General features: G+C 51.5%; 21 protein-coding genes. 13 read left to right on the plus strand and 8 right to left on the minus strand.

Annotation, left to right across the window (positions count from 1 at the left end):
• Nucleotides 1-32: 32 nt before the first annotated feature.
• The 8 genes from IV04_RS14860 (at nt 33) to IV04_RS14895 (ending at nt 9,211) form a co-directional block, all read left to right on the plus strand.
• Nucleotides 33-2,627: a fimbria/pilus outer membrane usher protein gene (locus IV04_RS14860; RefSeq protein ID WP_037400590.1), complete on the plus strand. Its 2,595-nt coding sequence runs from the start codon at nt 33-35 to the stop codon at nt 2,625-2,627.
• Nucleotides 2,611-3,702 (plus strand): fimbrial protein, encoded by a 1,092-nt coding sequence (locus tag IV04_RS14865; protein WP_051916824.1) that lies wholly within the window; start codon nt 2,611-2,613, stop codon nt 3,700-3,702. The genes IV04_RS14860 and IV04_RS14865 overlap by 17 nt, the downstream gene beginning before the upstream one ends.
• A 49-nt stretch (nt 3,703-3,751) precedes the next feature.
• Nucleotides 3,752-4,288: a fimbrial protein gene (locus tag IV04_RS14870; RefSeq protein WP_037400592.1), complete on the plus strand. Its 537-nt coding sequence runs from the start codon at nt 3,752-3,754 to the stop codon at nt 4,286-4,288.
• 239 nt (nt 4,289-4,527) lie between these two features.
• On the plus strand, nt 4,528-5,232 hold the full coding sequence (locus tag IV04_RS14875) for a response regulator transcription factor (protein ID WP_037400594.1): 705 nt from the start codon (nt 4,528-4,530) through the stop codon (nt 5,230-5,232).
• 68 nt (nt 5,233-5,300) lie between these two features.
• Nucleotides 5,301-5,969 carry a response regulator transcription factor gene (locus IV04_RS14880; protein ID WP_037400596.1) on the plus strand — a complete coding sequence of 223 codons (669 nt, stop codon included), beginning with the start codon at nt 5,301-5,303 and terminating at the stop codon, nt 5,967-5,969.
• A gap of 214 nt (nt 5,970-6,183) precedes the next feature.
• Nucleotides 6,184-7,002, plus strand: coding sequence for a LuxR C-terminal-related transcriptional regulator (locus IV04_RS14885; protein ID WP_037400598.1), 819 nt, complete (start codon nt 6,184-6,186; stop codon nt 7,000-7,002).
• A 2-nt stretch (nt 7,003-7,004) separates the two neighbouring features.
• Nucleotides 7,005-7,460: a hypothetical protein gene (locus IV04_RS24730; protein ID WP_051916825.1), complete on the plus strand. Its 456-nt coding sequence runs from the start codon at nt 7,005-7,007 to the stop codon at nt 7,458-7,460.
• Nucleotides 7,457-9,211, plus strand: a complete 1,755-nt coding sequence (locus IV04_RS14895) for an FKBP-type peptidyl-prolyl cis-trans isomerase N-terminal domain-containing protein (protein ID WP_037400600.1) — start codon at nt 7,457-7,459, stop codon at nt 9,209-9,211. Before IV04_RS24730 ends, IV04_RS14895 begins: the two co-directional genes overlap by 4 nt.
• 57 nt (nt 9,212-9,268) lie before the next feature.
• On the opposite strand, the gene IV04_RS14900 is transcribed toward IV04_RS14895, so the two are convergent.
• The 4 genes from IV04_RS14900 to IV04_RS14915 all read right to left on the minus strand — a co-directional run bounded on the left by IV04_RS14900 (nt 9,269) and on the right by IV04_RS14915 (nt 14,349).
• Complete coding sequence (locus IV04_RS14900; RefSeq protein WP_037400602.1) at nt 9,269-9,820, minus strand: tyrosine-type DNA invertase; 552 nt, start codon at nt 9,818-9,820, stop codon at nt 9,269-9,271.
• Between the two features lie 1,065 nt (nt 9,821-10,885).
• On the minus strand, nt 10,886-12,619 hold the full coding sequence (locus IV04_RS14905; protein ID WP_037400604.1) for an ABC transporter ATP-binding protein/permease: 1,734 nt from the start codon (nt 12,617-12,619) through the stop codon (nt 10,886-10,888).
• Between the two features lie 178 nt (nt 12,620-12,797).
• Nucleotides 12,798-13,442: a DsbA family protein gene (locus IV04_RS14910; RefSeq protein WP_037400605.1), complete on the minus strand. Its 645-nt coding sequence runs from the start codon at nt 13,440-13,442 to the stop codon at nt 12,798-12,800.
• Between the two features lie 22 nt (nt 13,443-13,464).
• Complete coding sequence (locus IV04_RS14915; protein WP_037400606.1) at nt 13,465-14,349, minus strand: MBL fold metallo-hydrolase; 885 nt, start codon at nt 14,347-14,349, stop codon at nt 13,465-13,467.
• 102 nt (nt 14,350-14,451) lie between these two features.
• Here IV04_RS14915 and IV04_RS14920 point away from each other — a divergent pair, with 102 nt between their 5' ends.
• Complete coding sequence (locus IV04_RS14920) at nt 14,452-15,360, plus strand: LysR family transcriptional regulator (RefSeq protein ID WP_037400607.1); 909 nt, start codon at nt 14,452-14,454, stop codon at nt 15,358-15,360.
• Between the two features lie 3 nt (nt 15,361-15,363).
• Here the strand turns inward: IV04_RS14920 and IV04_RS14925 are convergent, their stop codons facing one another.
• On the minus strand, nt 15,364-16,287 hold the full coding sequence (locus IV04_RS14925) for a LysR family transcriptional regulator (protein ID WP_037400609.1): 924 nt from the start codon (nt 16,285-16,287) through the stop codon (nt 15,364-15,366).
• Nucleotides 16,288-16,407: 120 nt separating this feature from the next.
• Between IV04_RS14925 and lysA the strand changes: the two genes are divergently transcribed.
• Nucleotides 16,408-17,664 carry a diaminopimelate decarboxylase gene (lysA, locus tag IV04_RS14930; protein ID WP_037400612.1) on the plus strand — a complete coding sequence of 419 codons (1,257 nt, stop codon included), beginning with the start codon at nt 16,408-16,410 and terminating at the stop codon, nt 17,662-17,664.
• A 26-nt stretch (nt 17,665-17,690) separates the two neighbouring features.
• Here lysA and IV04_RS14935 read toward each other — a convergent pair whose 3' ends face one another.
• Nucleotides 17,691-18,707 carry a LacI family DNA-binding transcriptional regulator gene (locus IV04_RS14935; RefSeq protein ID WP_037400613.1) on the minus strand — a complete coding sequence of 339 codons (1,017 nt, stop codon included), beginning with the start codon at nt 18,705-18,707 and terminating at the stop codon, nt 17,691-17,693.
• 134 nt (nt 18,708-18,841) lie between these two features.
• Here IV04_RS14935 and IV04_RS14940 point away from each other — a divergent pair, with 134 nt between their 5' ends.
• Nucleotides 18,842-19,297 carry a GNAT family N-acetyltransferase gene (locus IV04_RS14940; protein WP_037400615.1) on the plus strand — a complete coding sequence of 152 codons (456 nt, stop codon included), beginning with the start codon at nt 18,842-18,844 and terminating at the stop codon, nt 19,295-19,297.
• On the opposite strand, the gene galR is transcribed toward IV04_RS14940, so the two are convergent.
• Nucleotides 19,294-20,313, minus strand: a complete 1,020-nt coding sequence (gene galR / locus IV04_RS14945; RefSeq protein ID WP_037400618.1) for an HTH-type transcriptional regulator GalR — start codon at nt 20,311-20,313, stop codon at nt 19,294-19,296. The two genes, IV04_RS14940 and galR, sit on opposite strands and share 4 nt — an antisense overlap.
• 480 nt (nt 20,314-20,793) lie before the next feature.
• Here galR and aas point away from each other — a divergent pair, with 480 nt between their 5' ends.
• Together aas and lplT are read left to right on the plus strand one after the other, a co-directional pair.
• Complete coding sequence (gene aas / locus IV04_RS14950) at nt 20,794-22,947, plus strand: bifunctional acyl-ACP--phospholipid O-acyltransferase/long-chain-fatty-acid--ACP ligase (protein ID WP_037400621.1); 2,154 nt, start codon at nt 20,794-20,796, stop codon at nt 22,945-22,947.
• A complete protein-coding gene (lplT, locus tag IV04_RS14955) occupies nt 22,947-24,134 on the plus strand; it encodes a lysophospholipid transporter LplT (RefSeq protein WP_037400624.1) in 1,188 nt (395 codons plus the stop codon). Before aas ends, lplT begins: the two co-directional genes overlap by 1 nt.
• A gap of 243 nt (nt 24,135-24,377) precedes the next feature.
• Here the strand turns inward: lplT and IV04_RS14960 are convergent.
• Nucleotides 24,378-24,798: PP2C family protein-serine/threonine phosphatase (locus tag IV04_RS14960; protein WP_037441116.1), on the minus strand; the 421-nt coding region annotated here is incomplete at its 5' end.

Genomic DNA, 24,798 nt, shown 5'->3' on the forward strand with positions numbered 1-24,798 from the left:
TGCTGGCACTGCTGATAAATGGAGTTAAATGGATGAATAACCCGAAGCGTTTAGGCTCTCGCGGATTTAACCGTACCCCTCTGGCTTGGTTAATTTCATGTCAGGTTGCAATGTTAATGGGGCTTTCCGGTGGTGTACAGGCTCGCGATTTTTTTAACCCCGCATTGTTGGAGCTCGATAATCCGTCTCAGCGAGGCGCTGATCTGACGGTTTTTGAGGATGGTAACACTCAGGCTCCAGGTAAATATCGGGTTGATATCTATTTGAATGGCCAAATGGTCGAAACTCACGACCTTGATTTCTCCCTGCAGAAAGATGCTGCAGGTAAAGAGAGCCTGCAGCCTTGCCTGAGTAGCGGAATGCTTGAATCGATGGGGGTAAAAATTGATTCATTCCCAGCGATCAAAGCCTCAGGAGAGTGCGTCAATCTGGCAAACTCCATTCCACAGGCTGCGGCTACATTCCGTTTTAATCAGCAACGTTTGGATTTGAGTATTCCTCAAGCTGCTTTGAACTTGGCTGCTCGTGATTATGTTTCGCCAGAGAAATGGGATCAGGGTGTCCCTGCTTTGTTAGTGAATTATAACTTCAGCGGGGCTAATAGTTGGAGCCGAGATGATAACAATAATAACAGCAATAACAATAGCGGCATAAATGGTTCTAATGGTAACACCAGCAGTTACTTCCTTAATTTACGTTCCGGGGCAAACCTGGGGGCGTGGCGTTTGCGTAACTATTCCACTTGGAACCGCGATACTAATGGTGATAACCATTGGAATTCCATCAATACCTACCTGCAGCGCGATATTATTGCGCTGAAAAGCCAAATGGTATTGGGTGAGAGCAGTTCGCCAAGTGATGTATTTGATAGCGTGCCGTTCCGGGGGGGGCAGTTAGCTTCTGATGACGATATGTTGCCAGACAGCATGAAAGGTTATTCGCCGGTAGTACGTGGGATTGCTCGCAGTAACGCACAGGTTACCATCCGTCAGAACGGCTTTATCATCTATCAAAGCTATGTGGCACCCGGTGCTTTTGAGATCAAGGACTTGTATCCCACCGCAGGCAGTGGTGACCTGAACGTTTCGATCAAAGAGGCGGATGGCAGTGAGCAGAATCTGGTTGTGCCATTTGCGTCTGTGCCAGTGCTGCAACGTGAAGGGCGTTTCAAATATAGCCTGACCAGTGGTCAGTACCGTTCATCTAATAGCGACGTCGAAAAAACTCCGTTTACTCAAGGTACGGGGATTTATGGCTTGCCGTGGGGTGCGACCATTTATGGTGGCGTACAGGCAGCCAGTAAATACCAGTCAATCGCGCTTGGCTGGGGGCAGAATATGGGCGTAATCGGCGCACTGTCTGCCGACATTACTCAAGCCTGGGCTAAGCCAGAGAATATGGCGAAGGATAACGGTCAATCATATCGTCTGCGCTACGGTAAGAGCTTTGTTGAGACCGGGACCAACTTCAGTTTGGCGAGCTATCGTTATTCAACGCAAGGGTTCTACACGCTGCAAGAAACCTTGGATACTTATACCGACGGTAGGTCAGCACCGTATTTTGCTCATAAAAAGAGCCGGGCAGAGCTGTCGTTGAGCCAAAGCTTGTGGGAAGGCGCCGGTTCGGTGTCGCTCAGTTTGGTCAGTGAAGATTACTGGAACGAGAATCGCCGCAATCAGTCCGCGAGCGTTGGGTATAACAATAACTGGAACAGCATCAGTTATGGCCTGAACTATACCTACAGTAAGAACGGTTACGATAGTAATGGCGATCGGACAAATTATACCGACCAGATCTTTGCCTTAAATATCAGCGTACCCCTCAGTAAATGGCTGACCAATAGTAGTTATGCCTCTTACAGCATGAATACCAGTCGCCATGGTGCGACCAGTAATACTGTAGGGGTGGGCGGAACGGCGTTGCCAACCGGTAACCTGAGCTACAACGTTAGCCAGGGATACACCAGTCAAGGAGGTGGAGCTAATGGTAACGCTAACCTTGGCTATCGCGGTGGTTTGGGCCAAGTTAACGTAGGTTATGGCTATGATAAATCACAACACCGCCTCAATTACGGTGCGCAGGGGGGCGTAATGGTGCACGAAAACGGCCTGACCTTGTCGCAATCGCTAGGTGAGACCGTGGTGTTGGTGAAAGCACCGGGTGCTAAAGGTGTCAATATCGCCAACCAAACTGGGGTAACGACCGACTGGCGTGGTTATGCAGTGGTGCCTTATGCCTCTGCTTATCGTAAGAATACTGCAGGTTTTGATACCACAACGTTGCCTGATGATGTGGATATGACGTTGACCAGCCAGACGGTGATCCCAACCCGTGGTGCGGTGGTTCGTGCTGAATTTAAACCCAATATTGGCCAGCGTGTGTTGATGACCTTGCTGATGCAAGGTGGAGCGCCGGTGCCGTTCGGTGCCACTGTGACCGATGAGGCAGGGCAGAATGCCAGCATTGTAGGTGATAGCGGGCAGGTTTACCTCACCGGGATGTCCGGCAGCGGCAAGCTGAATGTGAAATGGGGTAATGCAGCCTCAGAACAGTGCCAGGTATCTTATTCTGTTCCTGAGCAGAAAGAGAATATCGGTATTCAGCAGATAAATGGCCAGTGTTTATAAAGGTTTGATTATGAAAACATTACGTTCGATGCTTCATCCGTTAGCAACTAGCATGGCCCTCTTTGGGAGTATATGTCTGATGCAGAATGCCTATGCTGCCACTGGTATCTGCATGCCTAGTGCTTCACCTAATAATGCTACACAGATTAACGTTGACTTTACTAAAACATACCCGAACCCTTCGGAGAACGTTGCTGGGCAAACTCTCGTTAACGTTTCTGCTGGCTTTTGGAATAAACCAACGTATGTCATGAATTGCGACTGCGATAATCCTCCAAAAATGCAAGCCTCATATATTAGAGCTGTAACACCGTTACCTTTGGCGGGTTTTGACGTAAATGGTCTTACCGGATATATATTAAATGATTATCTGGCGATCTCTTCAGAGATCTGGATCGCTGGTAATGTAAAGAAGTATGTAGCAATCCCTTTCCCCGAAATGTCGAATGGTGTTTCAGATCAATTCTGTGAGTGGGCATATGATACTGGTGCCACTGGGATGCTGCATCTATACTTTCGTCGTCCATTTATTGGGCAGCAGGTCATAACACCAGTAAAACTAATTGATATATTTATCTCCTCAAAACCTAACAGCGGTAATGCTACTCCTGCTGTCAATGTTTGGTTATCAGGTACTGTGACTGTTCCCCAAAGTTGTGTTATTAGCCCAGATCCTATCACCATTAACCTTGGTGATATTATGTCAAGTAAATTCAAAACGGCGGGGGCTATGCCAGACGGTTTTACACCAGTAAAACAGCAGATAACGGTAGCATGTCAGAATATATCAGAAGGGGTTAAGGTCGACCTTACCCTTAGTTCTGAACCCGATTCTAAGATGGGCGATGCACTAAAAACGACAAATAACGATATCGCAATAAAAATTAAAGATGGCAATGGGAATGAGATTTCACCGGTTAATGGGGCAATTCCTGTCAATATGACTGGGCTTGGACAGCAGGAGAGTACTGGGCAAGCGGAAATTAATGTTTACCCTGTGAATACCACTGGCAACACGCCTGCAGTAGGTGTGTTTAATAATGTGACAGGCACCATCAAGGTTGAGATTCAATAGTATTTATAACTAGCTTCTGTAGCTGAATATTTAAAAGGATAAGGACATTATGAAAGATTATAAGCAGGCATTAAAGAAAACATTACTCTGCATGGCTATAGCGAGTGTGGGGATCAGTTACTCTGCGCTGGCAGCAGATACAGTAGCATTAAACATCACTGGCACAGTCAAAGCCTCCCCATGTACCGTTGATGCCGCAGGTGGCAATATTAACGTTAATTTAGGGGACAATATTCAGGCTACAAGCCTGACGGCGAAAACCGGTTCTACTTGGGTACCGGTCACTATTAGCTTGAAAGACTGCCCCACGTCCACGACTCAAATCACAGCGGCATTTAGTGGTACTCAAGCTGCCGAAGAAACCGGTCTTTATAAAAATACCGGCGATGCGACTAATGTACAAATCGAGTTGCAGAACGTGGCTACAGGCGTGAGACAAGGTAATGGCAGCACCCTGATTGCGCCAGTGGTATTGGCAACCAATCAGGCTACTTACAATTTGCAGGCCCGTGCTTATTCATTCCAAGGTGATGTAGCACCAGGTAGCGTTGTGGGTACTGTCCAAGTGGCATTTACCTATCAGTAACTACTAATTCGTTTTTATCCGTCATGAGATATTTAACCCCGCTCTCATGACGGATTCTTCATTGCCTGTATTTAGGTTATTTGTTGGTGGGGCTTTTATTTTATAGCGATTTCGTTTTGAGCAGTCACTTGGGAAAAGTAAAGAAAATAATAACCCTCAGTTAATAAAGGGCAATTCTATATACCCATTGATAAAGGACGTAGTAAAAAATCGGTAATCTGCAGAAAGGGAGAATAACTATGACCATAGCTCATACTTATCAGAGAGTGAGTGCGCCTTCGCCACATCTTTATGGGCAAAAAGGGGAAAGCGTGATTGTAATGGAGTCCTGCCCAATCACCGCACTCGGTATGCGTAACATTTTGGCCCAGTCCTGTGGATTTGCGGATGGGGTGCAAATTGTCAGCAACCTTTCGGAAATCCCTACGTTGATGCATCAACGCCCCGCTAAATTACTGATTATGGAATTGTGTGGGGAAGAAGAATCTGTGCTGGATGGCTTGCGGCTTATTGCTCTTTGCCTGGAACACTGGCCAACGACCTCCATGATTGTCTGTACCGCGCTTGATGACCCTCGGGTGCTGCAATTACTTACCGCATCAGGGATCAAGGGGCTGGTATTGAAGCAGGAACCTGCAATCGCTCTGACACAATGTGTGCAGCAGGTGATTGCCGGACGCCGCAGTTATAGCCATAAAGTCAGACAGTTACTGACTAATCATTCTACTGGTGGAAAAGCGTTAACGGCTCGCGAGCTGGACGTACTGGCTTATCTGTTCTCCGGAAAAAGTGTGACCACAGCCGCGTTGATGATGCATCGCGATGTCCGCACCGTCAGCACTCACAAGCGTAATGCCATGCACAAGTTAGGCTTCCAGAGTGACGGCGAGCTTTATCTGCAGGGCAAATGGATGGCAAAAACTGGCCCGGTATTTGCCCGCTAGGCTGACGTTTATACAGATGGTACTCATTCTTGGATGGAATGAGCGCGTTATTCATACAGGAGTAGAATATGGCTTTTTCGTCGCAAAAACCGATTGGTATCGCCTTGATGGATCGCAGCCCGCTTACGTTGACCGGGTTGTCGTGTTTTATTGGGTCGCTGAGCGTACCGAATGAAATTATTGTACAGGAAACCAGTATGGCGGCGGTTTCCGAAGGGTTGTTATATCAGCCGGTCGATATTCTCATCACGGAATTGAACGGTCTGAATGAAACAGCCGTGCAGGGGCGCGAAGCCTTGCTGAATTTGTGTGCACAATTGCCCGCGTTACGAGTGATTGTTTACACCCGTTGCCAGAAAAGGGAAGACTTGGGTAAATTGCTTGATGTTGCTAACATCAGCGTTGTTTCCCGTGGAGATGCCCTGCAACTGGTGGGTGAGTTTTTCAGCCGTGTATTCAACGGCGAACGCGTATTAAGCCCCTTGATTGGTTCTTATCTGGCCCGTGCCGATTCTGATGATGTTTCCAGCCTGTATAGCCTGACTCGTTGCGAAAATGATGTACTGACATTCCTGTTCAATGGTATGAGTCTGCGCGAAATTGCTGAACTGCAGCACCGTAGTATTAAAACTATCAGCGCACATAAATGTAATGCCATGCGCAAGCTGCAAGTCAAAAATGACAGTGAGCTCTTCTCGCTCAGAAAGAACATCACCCAGCAGTTTGCGTGTGATTGATGACCTTGCGAATAGGGATTCCCTATTCGCTTATCCTATATACCAGCCTAAATGGGTGTTGGTCACACGCTGTCGCCCCAGTCACATAGTGATGCTCTTAGGATATCCAGCATTTGTCGCCTACAAGCGCCTTGAGTTATTTAGGGTGTAGACAAATACCTTCACGATCATACTTGCGGGCAGTCAGCCATCTTTCTCATGGAAGGGAAATTTCATGACTCTATGCAGTTCACCGATCTCACGTGCCGCGCTACTGATTCCTTGCCAAATGATGGCGAACGGCATTGAACATCACTTGAAAGAGCATAATGGTATCTGGCAATGTTGGCGGATGCATTCTCTGACTGAGGCCCGCTTAAGGCTGGTCACCTCCAACATTGAGCTGCTGGTGGTCTCCGTTGGTCGGCAGCAGACGGACTGGCTGGAGCAGTTACAGTTTATCTGGACACTACGCCAGACCAGGCCAAACATGCAGATTGCCGTGATAGTGGATGTCTATATCCCCTATTTCTTGCGGCGTTTATATGAGTTGAATGTCAGTAGCATCTTAAGTCAGCATGATTCCTTGCGGGAAATTCAGGAAGCTTTTACGCAGATAGGGCGTGGAACTTTCTACTGCAGTACCAGAATAAAAAATGTATTGTCTGATAACTTGAGCAAAGTTCCAGATGAGGTAACATTGCGTCTGATGGAGCTGAGGGTATTACAGCACTTACTGGAGGGGGACTCGGTAAAGCGTACCGCGAAATTGCTGCTGCGCAGCGAAAAAACGGTAATGGCAATCAAGGGTAAAGCCATGCATAAACTGGGGATCACTCACAGTGCCGAACTGGTGGCAATGAAAGAAATGCTGGAATATTTGTATCTGGAGTTGACCTTGTGTGACGACTCAGAGGGCTCGGTTGACGGTCTCGCAGGCCATATTCGTGGCAATAGCCGAGAAATTAAAACATTACCGACATGGTTACCCCCGGTGGAGGTGCTCCACCCCAGGGTGATGATGGCAGGTCATTATCCAGCGAGGAAGGAATAGAATTGGAACAACTTCAGAAAACCAACAGAGGCAGCAGGCGGCTGTTGGTTGGATTTATCGTCAGTAGCGGTTTGTTATTGGCCGGTTGCGCAAGCAAAAGCAGTCCCCCTCCACCCAAGGTGCAACCGAGCATTTCCTCTCCTGTTGCCATCGAACCGCCGATTCAACCTCAACCTGTGATTGAACAATCAGAAGCAAAACCAAATCGTCTGGGCTTATGCCAGAGTGAGCTTGCTTCACTGAAAACGGTAAATCCAAAGGCCTATGCCGCCAGAAAAGCGTATTTCGATAGTCTGGTCAGAAATGCGTCGGTCTATAGTGCCGTACGTGGCGATGTCAACACGTCGACCAAAGATACATTGGACGCCTTGTATAAATATAAAACCAATCAGGTGTGTGCTGAAATTCAGCGCGATGTGTTGAATGGATTGATTCGTAAAGGGGAGAGTCTGAAGTGAAACCGGGTCTAAAATATGGCTTTTTTTTTACATTGACGCTGCCTTTGAGCTGCGCTTTTGGTGCCGATAAACTGCAAGATGACATGAGGAGCACGCTCGAGTCATTGAATGCGATCACCAGCCAAGTGGATGAAACTCCTGCGCTGTTGCTGTTGACTCCCTCGCAGCTAGAAGCCGCCACACCTCCCCCGATTGAAAAGAGAAGCCCCACAAAATCGACCAGAAGTGCACAGAGCAAGCGGGCAAGTGAGGCGCAATCCGCGCCTGTGGCAGAGCTAAAAGCGCTACAGGCCAAAATCAACCAGTTGAATACCTCTCTGAGCCAGCGGGATCAGGAACTGAAACAGCTGCGTCAAGTAGCCCAACAGGATGCTGATGCGCGTGCTGAAATTGCGCAGTTGAAACAAAATCTCCAAGATAACCTGCGGGCAACGGAGCAGATGCAGCAGGATTTGGCCGCAGCTACGGCAGCCAAGTCCGAGGTTAAGCAGGATACTGGCCGCCTGCAGCAGGCTCTGGATAAAAGTCAGCAGCAAAGTGCGTCATTGCAGAAACAGTTAGAGGCATTGGCGCTATCCCAAAATGAGAAAAATAAACAAAGCCAGCTACTTCAGACACAGCTGAACGAAAGCCGTAAGCAAAATGAAGAAGTACAAAAAACATTAGCTGTGTTAACAGCAAAAGCCAGCGAGAAAGAGCAAAAGGCCTCGGCATTGCAGAAGCAACTGGAGGCAATGACCGTGGCACAAACGGGTAAGAGCAGTGAGCAGGATGCCCTGAAAGCGCAATTGGCGCAAAGTAAGCAGCAGAGTGAGGCAGCACAACAGCAGTTGGCAATGCTGACGAATAAAGCGGCTGAAAGTGAGCAACAAGTGGCTGCATTGAAAAAACAGCTAGAGACATTGTCTGCATCACAAAGTGATAAAGCCAAAGATAATCAGGCATTGCAGGCCGCTTTGGATCAGAGCCGCAAGCAGAGTGACGAACTGCAGAGCCAGCTTGTTGCATTACGGGATAGTGCAAGCGAGAAAATGCGTGACTACAGCGCATTGGAACAGCAACTGTCCGCATTACAGAAAGCTCAGAATGATGCCGTTGTAGAACCGAAAACCGAGAGTGAAATTCGTGATTATGCGATCGGTAGCTCGTTGGCCGATGATATGCTGGCATTGCTGAAAGAAAAAACGGCACAAGGGATCAAGGTCGATAGCCGCTTGGCGTTAGCCGGCGTGCAGGATACGTTCTCTGGCAAGATCAAGCTGCAGCAGGAGCAAATAAATAAAGCATTGCAGGCTACCGAGGTTGAGCTGAGTGCCAATGAAAAGCAGCGTACACAGGAAACGGAAGCTGCAGGCTTGCGCTATATTGCGCAGTTTAAAAAGCAGAAGCAGGTGAAGAAGGATGCTTCCGGCTATTTCTACCGCATCGACAATGCGGGTAAAGGCAAGATTGACGATACCAGCATTGTGTCTGTGGTTGTGAAAGAAAGCCTGACGAATGGCAAAGTGATTAAAGATATGGAGGCTGCTGGCACCTCGATCAGGCAACCATTGGGCAGTTATCCTCCTATGTTTAAAACCGCACTTTCACAGTTGCAAAATCACGGCAGCATGACGATGGTAGTTCCGCCAAACCTGGCTTACGGCGACAAAGGCCTACCACCCGACATCCCGCCGGGGTCTACGATGGTATATAATGTGAAGATATTAGACGTAGTGGCTCCTGCCGATACTGTTACTCCTGTAAGGTAATGGTAATCTTAAGACGTTGAGCGTTGGGGATAATTAAAGACAGCTCGATTTTTCGGGTTAAATATTTATAGTCCTGAAACGCTCAACGTTACTTGCGGTATAAATCACAGTGTTTTGAATATTTCGGTGCCCTAAATAATCTTGAATTAGCCGTGTATCAACGCCTTTGTCAGCAAGTGCATATCCACAGGAATGGCGCAGCATATGCGGATGCACTTGCACACTGATCCCGGCTAATTCTCCGTAGGCTTTTATCAAACGATAAAGTTGCTGCCGTGAAATTTGCCCGCCGTGACGTGACAGAAATAACCATGGACTGTCAGATTCCAGATAGCTTGGTCGTTGGGCCAGCCATTTTTTCAGTGCTAAACGTTCGCGAATTTGAATCGGATGTTGAACAGAGAAACCATTTTTTAAACGAGAAACATGCAGGCGATTGGTTGTAAGATCAATGTCTTCTAAGCGCAACCCTCTGAGTTCACTGACGCGTAACCCGTGAATAAAGCACATCAACAACATACAGCGATCTCGCCAGCCATTGGGTCCATCCGGTATGGCAGAGATCATTCTCTCAATTTCAATGTGACTGAGATATTTGCGTTTTTTCATTTTCCATATCCTGAGTTATAAAAAGCAAATATTAATTTGACGTGGTTATTTAAACATCGAATACCTCTTGTCAGCAATTGAAATAGCGATGGCCCAATCTAAGAATTTTCTGTTAAAATTTGCGTGAGAGTAGTGTTACAGAGGGGTTTCACGCTATTAATGTGAAAAAAAATAGCGCATCTGTTCATAAAATAATCGTTTAATTGAGGGTGATATCCTATGATATCTTGTAATCAAGCGGATAAATGCATTTTTTTTGCGGGGTAAGCATTTTCTTATGGATGGTTAATGCATACATTTTTCATGGTTATTGGATAATTTAATTTTGAACAGCATTTTTATTTCAACAGGCTACGTTATCTGTGGCTGAAGATTAATTTTCTATGAACTAATTTTCACCGGTTTGTTTAGACGCAGTTTAAGGAAAAGTTGATAGTATAATAGTGCTGTAGTTGTATTTTTCGTACTCTTATATACCCACCAGACTTCAGGCTGTTCGTTCCCTTACTCACTACTTGAACCCGCTTTTGAGGATTACGAGCCTCAAAGAGGCTCACCCTGTGGGCTGGCGCAAGCGCCGTCCGAATGGGTCTATTGGCCCATTTGTCGCTCTGTTGCCGCGTTACTCGGCCAAGTCTGGGCCGAGCCCCTACGGGGCCAGCGCAAGTGCTGTTCAAAAACGCAGGGCGTTTTTGTCAAGTAACTCGAATTATTTGGGGTATAGCTGCAATTACATGTACTTGGGTATAAACTTATTACTGATTTATATAAAATTAAGAGGAATAAATATGCCCTATTACAGCCCCCGCCGTATTGCTCTTTATACCGCCGCCGTCATCCTTATTTTAGTGGTTGTTGGGTTAGTCACCTATGTCGGCGTCGGTTTGCTTAGCTGAGTGAATCGATGATATTGCGAGGTTGCGCGTTGAAAGAGGGGCTTTTTGCTCTTTGGCGAAACGGCCTTCGCAGCACGTTTTTATAGACGGTTGGTTCTGAACACCCTATCTCAACTGACGAACCATGGGGTGCCCGTTGAGATAGGGTATAAGAGTATTGCCCGATGCTTTAGTACACCGTTGGTAGCGGGCTCAGCGCCATGTGTGCCAGCCCTTTTTCATTGCGGCTGAAACGCCAGCAGGTCTGGTGATACTTCGCCACGCTGTTGCGGTGTGCCACGCTCACCAGCGTAACGTCTGGCAGTTCGTCCACCAGCAGGCAGTACATCAATTGCTCGGTTTCATCATCCAGCGCACTGGTGGCCTCATCCAGGAACAGAACGTCTGGGCGGGTGAGGATGGCGCGGGCAAATGCCAACCGTTGTTGCTCACCTGGCGATAACCGATGGCTCCAGTTGGCACTGGTATCCAACCAACGTTGCAGGTGTTTCAAACGGCAATTTTCCAGCACTTTTAGTAACTGCTCATCGCTGTAGTTTTTGTCCTGATGTGGATAACTCAGCGCTTCACGCAACGTACCGATTGGAATATAGCTGCGTTGCGGCAGGAACAAGGTGCTTAAGGTCTTATCCAGGCCGATTTCACCGGAACCGTAAGGCCAGATCCCGGCAATGGCGCGCAGCAGGGTGGATTTACCACAGCCAGATGGGCCGACGATCAGCACACGCTCCCCACGTTTCAGCGTTATAGTCGCTGCGCCCAGCAGCGGTTGGCCATCGGGCAGGGTCATGCTCAGATCGCGCAGCGCCAGCGGTTGGGTGCTTTCTGCTTGCAGTTGAATACCGCGAGGTTGGTTATGCACTTCGTCTATTGCCGCGTTAAAACCCGCCAGACGGTTAACGCAGGCCTTCCAGGTGGCCAGATTGGTGAATGCATCAATAAACCACGACAGTGCCCCTTGCACCTGGCCGAACGCAGAGGCGATCTGCATTAATCCCCCCATCTGGATAGCGCCAGAGAAGTAACGCGGGGCGGCCACCAGCAGCGGGAAAATAATGGCAAACTGGCCATAGAAGTTACTGGCAATATTGAGGCGGCGCGTAATACGCATGATGGACCACCAGTTGCTGCGAATCGCGTCAAAGCGGCTATTCAACTGTTGTTTTTCCCGTGGTTCACCGTGATACAGCGCAATGGCATCGTTGTTTTCACGGATACGGATCAGGCCGAAACGGAAGTTTGCCTCATAGCGTTCCTGGTTAAAACCCAGCATGACCAGCGGCTTACCGACCCACCAAATCACCAGTGAACCCAATGCCGCGTACAGCAGGGCAAACCACACCATATAGCCCGGTAGGGTGATGGAATGTTGGGCGATCGCGAAGGTCATTGGTCCGCTGATGTGCCAGAGAATGCTGACAAACGAAGCGAGTGTGACCACGCTGGAAAGCAGGCCGAGTGACAGCGACAGCGTATATTGCGTCAGAACGTTGAGATCGTCAGCAATACGTTGGTCTGGGTTATCGATAATCTGCTGCTGCTCGGTATGGTAGTAGGCGCGATGAGCCAGCCATTTCCCCATGAATCTTTCCGTCATCCAGCTTCGCCAGCGCATTTGCAAGCCTTGCATCAGGTAGACCTTGTAAACCGCCAACACGATGAAGATCAATGCCAGGTAGGTAAAGCGCCACAGTTGCTCTTTAAATACCGGATAGTTTTTATTTTGCAGCGCGTCGTAGAACACCTGATTCCACTGGTTGATCAGCACGCTGATATAGACCAACCCAAGGGACAGAGCCACGATGGCGATCAGCATCGTCCAGGCGCGCCATTTCTCTTCCGAAACCCAAAAGGGTTTAATTAATTGCCAGACGGCATGTTTCTGCGAAATAGTGTTGTTCATGATCTTCCAGAATATATTGTTTCCTACCAGCATGGGCGCACGAAGGGTAACAAACAAATTATGACATGTAAGCAGTTTTGACACGGCTAACTATTTTGTCATGGATGAAGGCAATGGATTGTGGGGGTGGTTTGGCAGGGGAATAACTTGCCCTTCCAACAGAAAGGGCAAGCGGTGTTCAGTGTGCGGTATTGCTCAGCAGTTCTTTCCAGGCTGCCACATCTCCCAGATAGTTGCCCACTGGAATTTGGCGCAGATGCCCATCGCTGTGCTGTAGCGCGAAGGTCGGAAATCCATGGCCTTGAATCTGGGCAAGCAACGCGCGGCTTTCTGCAATGTGCTGGGTGGTCGGTGCCCCGCTTTTGAAGCGCATCTCGGCAAGAAATACGGCAGTCGATAGGCCCAATGCTTTTGCCAATGATGTCAAAACCGGCGTATCAGCAATGCGTTGCCCTTCTTGATAGTGCGCCTCCTGAATTAGGCGCAGCATGTCAACACCACGCCCAGCGATCTGTTCGGCAGCCAGAATTGCGGTAATCGGTGGTGTGGAATCCATCACGGCGGTGGTATCGCGCAGCAGCCCGTTAAAGTATTTTTCACCGAACTTCTGCCCGGTCAGTGAGGCAATCCGTTTATCGTGTGGCATCACGTAGTTACGCCATTCGTCGCCGAGCCGGCGGCGGTTGCTGCCAGTCATCATGCCGCCGGCGTGCAAGGCAATCCGTAGCCCAGGAAGCGTCTGAGCAGCTTGTACCAGCGGTGCTGCACCATAGCACCAGCCACACAGCGGATCGAAAATGTAATGCAGCGTTGCGGTATTCATTGCTTTACCCTCATTGCCCGGTTTATTGCGGCCACTTCATTTCACCTTTCAGCACTTTTGCACTCAGTTCCAGGCTGGAACCGTCTTTCAGGCCGGGGTAGTGCTTTTTCATCGCAGCGATCAGGGCGTCGGCATTCTTCGCCTGCGGTAATTCTTTTTCCAGTACCTTCAGGTAGTTTTGGGTAAAAGTCACTGATTCCAGAGATTGTGCGGCACCTGGCAGGAAGTGACCCGGCACGACAACTTCTGGCTTCAACACTTTGATGCTTTCCAGCGTTTGCTGCCAATGAGCCCGGGATTGTTCACTCTGGTTATCCGCCAGCCAAGGATGAATATTGTTACCGGCCACCGCAACACCGCCGACCACGGCCTGTAACGCCGGGATCCAGACATAAGTGCGAGCGGGTGTCGGGCCAGTCAGGCCCTTTATTTCTACTCTCTGGCCATCGAGGGTAAAACTATCGCCCTGCAACGGTTGTGGAACGATAATTTCTTGCGGCGCATTGTCTTTGAGGATCGGCCCCCAATAGGCCATTTTACCGTCTTTAGTGGCGTTGATTGCGGCGATCGTGCCAGGTGAGGCGATGATTTTAGCCTGCGGGAAGGCTGCCTTAATCACATCCAAGCCGAAGTAGAAATCCGGATCTGAATGGCTGATATACACGGTGGTCAGTTTCTTGCCGGTAGCTTTGATTTTTTTCACCAAATTTTGGGCATCGTTACGCTGGAATTGCGCATCAATCAGAGCCACTTCGTGTTTACCGCTGATAATTTCTGAAGAAACCGGGAATAGGCTGTTCTCGCCAGGATTATACACTTCCATCGTCAGCGCATTGGTTGCGTGGGCATCAGTGCCAAAAACGGTGAAACTGGTTAACGCCAGGGTCATTAATGATTTCTTAAACATGTGCAGGTGTCCTTATAGTGGGTTTTCCAAGATGATATGTTGCATAAACCGAGAGAAAAATCGGACAATAAGCAATTATTTATTGCATAAATCGAGCGAATCATGGATCGCATTACTGCAGCTGAGGTTTTTGTCACCATTGTCGAACGTGGCAGTATGATTGCGGCCGCAGAGCGGCTTGAGATGTCGCGTGCCATGGTGACGCGTTATCTGGCGCAGATGGAGCAGTGGGCTGGGGCACGTTTGCTGCACCGCACCACCCGCAAGCTGAGCCTGACCGACGCTGGCGAACGTACGCTGGAGCGTTGCCGCCAGATGCTGGCGTTGGCTGGGGAAATCGATCTGGTCGATAACCAGCAAAATGACGACTTACAGGGGCTGTTGCGCATTTCCTGTTCGCAATCGCTGGGGCAGACCGCGTTGGTGGGGGCGGTGGCACAGTATCTGCAGCGTCATCCACAGGTGGCGGTGGATCTGCAAATGAACAATCGAACGGTGAATCTGGTGGAGGAACGCATCGATTTGGCGCTACGCATCACCAATGAACTGGATCCGAACCTGATCGCGCGGCCACTTTCTACCTGTGCTTCGGTGGTTTGTGCTTCACCAGCTTATCTTGCAATTCATGGGACACCGCGCTACCCGCAGGATCTGGCCACGCATAACTGCCTGACGTACTCCTACTTCGGTAAAAGCCTGTGGCACTTTGACAACCAAGGGGTGAAGTCGGCGGTAGCGGTCAGTGGCAATCTGAGTGCTAATGAATCGGTGGTGCTGCTGGCGGGAACGGTGCAAGGGGCGGGCATTTCAATGCAGCCTTACTACTCGGCGGCTCCGTTGTTGGCAAACGGCGATCTCATCGAATTGCTGCCAGACTACCAGCCGCAATCGATGGGGATTTACGGTATTTATACCTCGCGCCGCCAAATGCCAGCAACGCTGCGCACTATGCTGGACTTTTTAGTGGAATGGTTTGCCACCGATCCCAACTGGCGCGCGACCTTGCGCTGATGGCTAGCGCTGGATGACAGCCGCCAAACGGGCCGGGAGTTTTTCTGCCTGCGATTGTAGGTGCTGCATAAATGCCGTTACCAGCGCGGAAGAGGGCCGGTGCAGTGGGCGGATCAGACTGACGGTGAAAGGAACCTCTACGCTGAATGGCCTCACATGTACACCGTGAGTGGCGTAGTCCAGCGCGGTTAGAGGGTTGACGATCGAGACTCCAACCCCTTCTTTTACCATGGCACAGACTGAGGCGGCGCTGTGAGTCTCTAACACCAGGCGGCGTTCAATGCCCTGTTCATGGAACAGAGAGTCCAGCAACTGCCGGTAACTGTCGGTGCTGGAGAGGCTGATAAAATTCTCTCCGCTGAAGTCCTGCGGTGTCAGCACCTTTTTCGCCAGCAAAGGGTGCTGGGCAGGCAGCACACAAACTTCATTCATGGTCATCAGCGTCACGCGTTCCGTGCCCGCAGGGGTGAGGGTGTTTTCCGTCAATCCCAGATCGTGGCGCTGTGCTGACAGCCACTCTTCAAGCAGTGGCGACTCCTGTGGAATGACGCTGAAGCTCACTTCTGGGTAACGATCGATAAACGGCTTGCAGACGGCAGGCAGCAGCGATTGGGAAAACACTGGTAGGCAGGCGATAGAAAGCTGCGCCTGCTGAAACTGGCGGATACCGGCAGCGGCATTTTTGATGCGATCCAGGCCATAGTAGGAGCGCTGGACTTCTTCAAACAGTTGCAGACCCTGCACTGTCGGGTACAAGCGGCCACGCACGCGCTCGAACAGCTGCAGTTGGATCAGCTTCTCGAAGCGCGCCAACTCGCGGCTGACGGTGGGCTGCGAGGTTTGCAGCAGCGTTGCGGCCTCAGTCAGATTGCCCGTGGTCATCACCGCATGAAAGATCTCAATCTGGCGCAGGGTAATGCTGTGCATAGCGTCTCTACGAGAAAGGAAACCCATATCATAAATGAATAGAGTGTGGCGAAATAGATATTTTTCAAATCAACTCCCCTGCGGCATGATGATGAAAAATTTACTTTTGAGAACACACAGATGCCACGCGCTTTAAACGACACCTCTACCGCACTGAATGCCGCTAACCTGCTGGCTTTGCCGCAACGTTTCGGTTGCCCGGTCTGGGCTTATGATGCCGAGATTATCTGCCAGCGTATCAACCAGCTACGCCACTTTGACGTGATCCGCTTCGCGCAGAAAGCCTGTTCAAATATTCATATTCTGCGCCTGATGCGCGAACAGGGCGTGAGGGTGGATTCGGTATCGCTGGGGGAGATCGAGCGTGCGCTGCAGGCGGGTTTTGTGCCGGGCGGGGAAGAGATTGTTTTTACCGCTGATGTGCTGGATCACGCCACGCTGGCACGCGTGAGCGAGCTGAAAATCCCGGTAAACGCCGGTTCTATCGATATGCTGGAACAGCTTGGCCAGGCTTCGGCAGGCCATCCGGTATGGTTGCGCGTCAATCCCGGTTTTGGTCATGGTCACAGTCAAAAGACCAATACCGGTGGCGAAAACAGCAAGCATGGGATCTGGTATGCCGATCTGCCGCAGGCGGTGGCAAAAATTCAGCAGTACGGTTTGAAACTGGTTGGTGTGCATATGCATATCGGTTCCGGTGTGGATTATCAGCATCTGGAAAGCGTGTGTGATGCCATGGTGCAGCAGGTGATCGATCTGGGGCAGGACCTCAGCGCGATTTCAGCCGGTGGCGGGCTTTCGATCCCTTATCAATACGGGGAAGAAGCCATTGATACTGAACACTATTATGGCTTGTGGAACCGTGCTCGCGAGCGTGTGGCTGCGCATTTGGGGCACCCGGTAAAACTGGAAATCGAACCGGGGCGTTTCCTGATGGCGGAAGCGGGCGTACTGGTGGCTGAGGTGCGCGCGGTAAAAGATATGGGGAGCCGCCATTTTGTGCTGGTGGATGCCGGTTTTAACGATCTGATGCGCCCGGCGATGTACGGCAGTTACCACCATATCTCACTGTTGCCAGCAGATGGGCGTGATACGGCGGGCCAACCACTGCGCGATACTGTGATCGCCGGGCCGCTGTGTGAATCCGGTGACGTTTTCACCCAACAGGCGGGCGGTGGTATTGAAACCCGTGCTTTGCCGCCGGTAAAAGTGGGCGATTATCTGGTGTTTCATGATACCGGAGCCTACGGCTCATCAATGTCGTCGAACTACAATAGCCGCCCGCTGTTGCCGGAAGTGCTGTTTGAAAATGGCGAGCCGCGCCTGATTCGCCGCCGCCAGACCATCGAGGAATTAATCGGCCTGGAATTGATTTAACGGATAGGGTGCAGCGTGCTGCACCTTCATTTGTTGCTGGCATAAGGCCCTGGAACCACAGATTCCCGCAGTTTCAGCTCACCGGTAAACGGCAGCAGTGGCTGCACGTTTTCACCGTTGATCAGGCGGAAAGCCTGTGTGATGGCGGCTTCAATCATTGCGTCGATCGGCAGATATACCGTTGATAACGCCGGTTGCAGGTAAGCGGCGCTGGGTTCGTCGTCAAAGCCAAACAGTGAAACGTCCTGCGGTAAGCGCTTGCCAGCCTGGCTGAGCGCTTTCATCGCGCCGATCGCCATATCATCGTTGCTGGCAAATAAGGCGCTGAATGGCGCACCGGTTTGCAGCAAGGTGTTACAACTGTGATAGCCACCCGGTACGCTGCTGTCGCCGTAGGTGACGAGTGTTGCAGCGAAGCTAATCTGATGATGCGCCAATGCTTGGCGATAACCCGCCAACCGCGCTTGTGCGGTGGGCGTGTCGATTGGGCCAGTGATACAGGCGATTTCACGATGTCCTTGGCGAATCAGGTAATCCACCACGTTGAACGCCGCCAATTGTTGTTCGAAGAACACGCAACGTTCGCGGGCTTGTGGCAGATCGCGGTTAATGATCATCATCGGCACTGGCAGGCTTTCCAGCAGCGCCATCAGCGCCTCTTCGCTCATAAAACGGGTATACAGGATAATGGCATCACAGCGGCGATCGGCCAGTAACTGCACCGCCTGCAGCTCGTCTTCCGGCGTATCGTGGCCATCGGTGACGATCAGGTGCTTGCCGCTGGCTTCGATCAATTTCGCAGCCTGACGCAGCAGGCGGCCAAAATAAGGCCCATCAAAATTGGACACCACCAGGCCAATGCTGTTAGAGCTTTTATTCGCCAGCGATTGCGCCAGAAAGTTTGGCCGATAACCCAATTCATCCATGGCCTTGAACACTGCGTCACGCGTGCTCTTTTTCACCTGGCCGGTGCCGTTTAACACGCGTGAAACCGTGGCTTTAGAAACCCCTGCGCGAATGGAGACATCCAACATGGTGATCATCAGTGGCTAACCTCTTTCAACGGGCGCGGTGGCAAATAACGCCCAGTTTAGCATAGGGTTAAGTTTGGTAGCGCCTTGCATTACCTGTGGCATGCGCCATAGCATAGGTGGCCTGTTTTTAAGAGGAAATTAGAGTGATTCGCATTGTTCATTTGGCTGATTATCCGCAATATCAGCAACAGGTTATCGACTGGCAATGGCAGGCATTTGGCAGCGACAACAGCCGGGAGTTTTTTGCCAGCGTGGTGGCAAGCAGCCTGCGCCACGAAGGGTTGCCGATCACCTTCATCGCGCTTTTGGATGATAAACCGGTAGGCACCGTGGGTTTATGGCGCTGTGATCTGATCAGCCGCCAGGATCTGACGCCTTGGCTGGCGGCGCTTTACGTTGACGAAAGCCAGCGTGGCAAGGGTTTAGGGCTGCAATTGCAGCAGTTTGTGCAGGATTACAGTCGCCAGGCCGGATTCAGCGATCTGTATCTGTATGCCGAGTTCAGCGGCTATTACGATCGCCACGGCTGGCAATATATTGGCGATGCACTGGAATACCCGGATCGTCTGGTGCACCTTTACCACCGTCGTTTAGGCTAGTTTTGTTCGAACACGTTATTAATACTGGCGACCGAATGGCGGCGCACCAGCGTTGGGCTGAACATGTTGGTGATTTCCGGTAGCGGTTGATGGTTAGCCAAGGCTAATGCCAGTTCGGCGGCCTGGGTGGCCATCGCCACCACCGGGTAGCGAATGGTGGTCAGGCGCGGGCGCAGGTAGCGTGAAATCAGCACGTCGTCAAAACCAATCAGCGACATCTGGCCTGGCACGTCAATGCTGTTATCACTCAGTACCGAAAGCGCCCCGGCAGCCATTGGATCGTTATAGCAGGTAACGGCGGTAAAATTCTGGCCGCGCCCCAGTAACTCGGTCATGGCGTGTTCCCCACCGATTTCATCCGGTTCACCATAGCCAATCAGTTTCTCATCCACTGTGATGCCATGTTCCGCCAGCGCATCCAGATACCCTTGCAAACGGTCATTGGCATCGGAAATCTGATGGGTGGAGCAGATAATAGCGATGCGCTGGTGGCCTTGCTGGATCAGATGGCGCGTAGCCAACCAGGCACCATAGCGATCGTCGAGTGCCACGCAGCGCGTTTCAAACCCCGGCAAAGTGCGATTGATCAGCACCATACCCGGGATCTGTTGCATCCAGATGGTCAGTTCATCGTCGGTCAGTTTCTTGGCATGCACCACCAGCGCGTCGCAACGGTGGCGCACCAGTTGCTCTATCGCCTGACGCTCTTTATCGGCGTCGTGGTAACCGTTACCAATCAGCAGGAAATTATGCGTGGCGTAGGCGACTTGCTCCACCGCCTTGACCATGGTTCCAAAGAACGGATCGGAAACGTCGGAAACGATCAGGCCGAGGGTTTCTGTCGATTGCTGGGCTAGCGCCCGGGCATTGGCGTTGGGGTGATATTGCAGTTCTTCCATCGCCGCCAGTACCGCAATGCGTGAACCTTCACCGGCTTTCGGGGAGTTATTTATTACGCGAGATACCGTGGCGACGGAAACACCCGCCAGCCTGGCAACATCCTTAATCGTGGCCATATCTGTCAATACTTCCTGGGTAATCGCTTACATTCCCCAGTTTTGCGGAAAAAACGAGGAGCTGCAAGCGTTGGTGTGTGTAACTTGTGGCGGCTATTGCATTTTATTCTTGCTGCGCCAATGGAATGGTGATTGTTTCAGCGAGTTATTACCGAACCGTGCGGGAAATTTACAGCTGGTTGCATTTGGAGCAAAACTCTTGCGATTCAAGGATAGTTTCTTCAGCGGCTCCCTTCTAAAGTAGAAGTCCCAGAGGTATTGATTGGTGAGAAATCAGCATACTCTGTATGTTGAAGCCATTTTTCATTGCACCAACCTACGCGGATGCGTAGGTTTTTTTTTGCCTGCCATATAGTATCCTCTCCCATCACAATGAGTTATACCCGCCATACTTCAAGTTGCCTCGGGCGAGCGGACTTGCCGCCTACAGGCAACTGGAATTATTTAGAGTATAAAACTATCAACCCCAGGGAGAGCGGGATGATTTTTTCTATGTTACAAGCGGTATTTCGCTGGTTGTTTCGGGTTCGGGTTGAAGGCGATGCCCAACATCTGGCGCAACAGAAGTTGTTGATCACCCCTAACCACGTTTCTTTTATGGATGGCGCGCTACTGGCGTTATTCCTGCCGATCAAACCGGTATTCGCGGTCTATTCCAGTATCTCAGAACGTTGGTTTATGCGCTGGTTGAAGCCGTATATCGACTTTGTGCCGCTTGATCCCACCAAGCCTATGGCAATCAAGCACTTAGTACGCATGGTTGAGCAGGGGCGGCCTATCGTGGTGTTCCCAGAAGGGCGCATTACCGTGACGGGTTCATTGATGAAGATTTATGACGGGGCGGCGTTTATTGCCGCTAAATCCGGTGCAACAGTGGTGCCGGTGCGCATCGACGGCCCGGAATTCAGCCTGTTTGGCCGGATGAAGGGGATTTTCAAAATCCGCTGGTTCCCGCAGGTTAGCATCCATATTTTGCCCCCCACCCAGATCCCGATGCCAAATGCGCCGCGTGCTCGTGAGCGCAGGGTTCTGGCCGGTGACCATCTGCACCAGATCATGATGCAGGCGCGGATGGATACCCGCGAGCCACAAACCCTGTTCAGCGCTTTGCTGGCGGCACAGCAGCGCTATGGCCGCAACAAACCCTGCATTGAAGATGTAGCCTTCAAGGAAGACAGCTATCAGGGGTTGATCAAAAAATCGTTGGGCGTCAGCCGTATTCTGCAACGTTTCACCGAGCAGGGCGAACATGTTGGGATGCTGCTGCCAAACGCGACCATCACTGCTGCGGCGATCTTTGGTGCCTCATTGCAGGGGCGGGTACCGGCGATGCTCAACTATACCGCCGGGGCCAACGGGCTGAAAAGCGCCCTGACCGCTGCGATGATCAAAACTATTGTTACCTCGCGTCAGTTTCTGGAGAAAGGCAAGCTGACTCATCTGCCTGAGCAGGTGCCGGAAGCCAATTGGGTGTATCTGGAAGATTTGAAAGATACCGTCACCTTGAGCGATAAACTGTGGATCCTGCGCCATCTGTTCCAGCCGCAACGGGCGATGGTGCCGCAACAACCGAATGATGCGGCGCTGATCCTGTTTACCTCCGGTTCGGAAGGCAACCCTAAAGGCGTGGTGCATTCTCATGCCAGCCTGTTGGCGAACGTGGAACAGATTCGCACCATTGCGGACTTCACCCCGCGCGATCGCTTTATGTCTTCACTGCCGCTGTTCCACTCTTTCGGCCTGACGGTGGGCCTGTTCACACCGCTGATGACCGGTAGCCGGGTTTTCCTCTATCCCAGCCCGCTGCATTATCGTGTGGTGCCGGAACTGGTGTATGACCGCAACTGCACCGTGCTGTTTGGTACCGCCACATTCCTCAATAATTATGCGCGTTTCGCTCATCCGTATGATTTTGCCCGTTTGCGCTACGTGGTGGCCGGAGCCGAGAAACTGGCGGACAGCACCAAGCAGATTTATCAGGACAAATACGGCATCCGCATTCTGGAAGGCTACGGGGTAACCGAGTGTGCGCCAGTGGTGTCGATCAATGTGCCGATGGCGACGAAAGTGGGCACCGTAGGGCGCATTATGCCGAAGATGGAAGCCCGCCTGATGGCGGTACCGGGTATCGACCAGGGTGGCCGCTTGCAACTGAAAGGCCCGAATATCATGAAAGGCTATCTGCGTGTTGAGCGTCCTGGTGAGCTGGAGCCACCGGCTGCTGAAGATGAAAACGGCGTATTGCAGCCGGGCTGGTACGATACCGGTGATATCGTCACGCTGGATGAGCAGGGCTATTGCACCATCCGTGGCCGCGTGAAGCGTTTCGCCAAGCTGGCGGGGGAGATGATCTCGCTGGAAAGTGTGGAGCAACTGGCGTGGCGTATTGCCCCAGAAGGGCAACATGCGGCAACGGTGAAAAGTGACAGCAGCAAAGGCGAAGCCTTGGTGTTGTTTACCAACGATGGCAGCATTACCCGTGAAGCTTTGCTGCGGGTGGCCCGCGAGCAGGGTAGCCCAGAGTTGGCGGTGCCGCGTGATATTCGTTTGGTCAAAGCCTTACCGCTGCTTGGCAGTGGCAAACCGGATTTCGTTACCCTGCGTAAAATGGCTGAACAGCCGGAGAATGCCTGATGAATGCTACCGATTCACCTCTGCTGTCGCGCGGTATGATCGCAGTAATCTGCGCTCAGTTTTTGTCAGCGTTTGGTGATAATGCGCTGTTGTTTGCTACCTTGGCGTTGATCAAACAGCAGATGTATCCCGACTGGAGCCAACCGATCCTGCAAATGGCGTTTGTGGCCACCTATATCATTCTGGCACCGTTTGTTGGACAGGTTGCCGACAGCTTCGCCAAAGGGCGGGTGATGATGGTGGCCAATGGCCTGAAGCTGGCGGGGGCGTTGGTGATCTGCTTTGGCCTGAACCCGTTCCTCGGCTACAGCCTGGTGGGCGTGGGGGCGGCAGCATATTCACCCGCCAAGTACGGCATTCTGGGGGAAATCACCAGTGGTGAAAAACTGGTAAAAGCCAACGGCTTGATGGAAGCCTCCACCATTGCTGCGATCCTGGTGGGGTCGGTGGCCGGTGGCTTGCTGGCGGACTGGCATATTGTCGCGGCGTTGGCGGTGTGTGCATTGGTCTATGGTGCGGCAGTGGTTGCCAATCTGTACATTCCACGTTTGCCAGCAGCGCATAAGGTCACTTCTTGGCACCCACGCGCGATGGGGAGCAACTTCTTCAACGCCTGCGTGGTGCTGTGGCGCGACGGCCAGACGCGTTTCTCGCTGCTTGGTACCAGCCTGTTCTGGGGCGCCGGGGTGACGCTGCGTTTCCTGTTGGTGTTGTGGGTGCCGGTGGCTTTAGGGATTGCCGATAACGCGACGCCAACGTTGCTCAACGCCATGGTGGCTATCGGGATCGTCGGTGGTGCTGGCGCAGCGGCGCGTTTTGTGACGCTGGAAACGGTCAAACGTTGTATGCCTGCCGGGATATTGATCGGTGTTGCGGTGGCGTTTTTCGCCGTACAGACCACCATGATGAATGCCTATGTGCTGTTACTGGCGATTGGCGTACTGGGCGGGTTCTTTGTCGTGCCGTTGAATGCATTGCTGCAGGAGCGCGGCAAACGTTCGGTCGGCGCAGGCAATGCGATTGCGGTACAGAATCTCGGTGAAAACACTGCCATGCTGCTGATGCTCGGCCTGTATTCGCTGGTGGTTAAACTCGGCGTGCCGGTGATTGGGGTCGGGATTGGTTTTGGCGTGGTGTTTGCCTTGGCGATTACTGTGCTGTGGTTTTCTCAGTTGCGCGCAAAATAAAAGCGGGTGAGATTGATGACAAAGTGGTCTTTTAGCCCGAGATACCCGGGTCTAGCGCACCGAGGGGCCGTGATGGGACACATCCCTGTGTCCCACCCTACGGGCCGACGTAACGTCGTTCAAATTTGCTCCCGGCAAATTTGTCGGCGGCTTACGCCGCTACGACCCCATCGGCACGCTCTCCCTAATATCTAACTTTGTCAGCAGCCTGAAGAACATTCAGCTCCCCGCCACTCAAACTCTTCAGGTTATGCGTTCAATAGCCATCAGCGAGATATCGTCGGCAAAAGGCCGAGACGGCTTTTTATCCTGCTCTTGCAAGGCATCGGTTTCGCCGCTGTGCCAGGCGCTTAATGCCTTCTCTACCCGTTGAAACAGCTGGTTTTTCGGTAACTTTCGGTATTCACACAAGAGCTGTTGCAGGCGCTCCTCCCCATAAAGTTCCTGTTGGTGGTTTTCGCACTCGGTAATCCCATCGCTATACAGATACAGGCGATCGCCAACGCCGAGAGTAAAGTGACTATCCTGATACTCGGCGTCAGGAAACAACCCCACAGGCATGCCACCCTGCCCCACAGCCTGTAACTCACCGCCGCTACCAATAACAAAAGGCGTTGGATGCCCGGCCTGGCACAGCGTGCCCTGCCCATTGGTGGTATCTATC

Source organism: Serratia sp. Ag1, assembly GCF_000743355.1.
GTDB lineage: Bacteria > Pseudomonadota > Gammaproteobacteria > Enterobacterales > Enterobacteriaceae > Chania.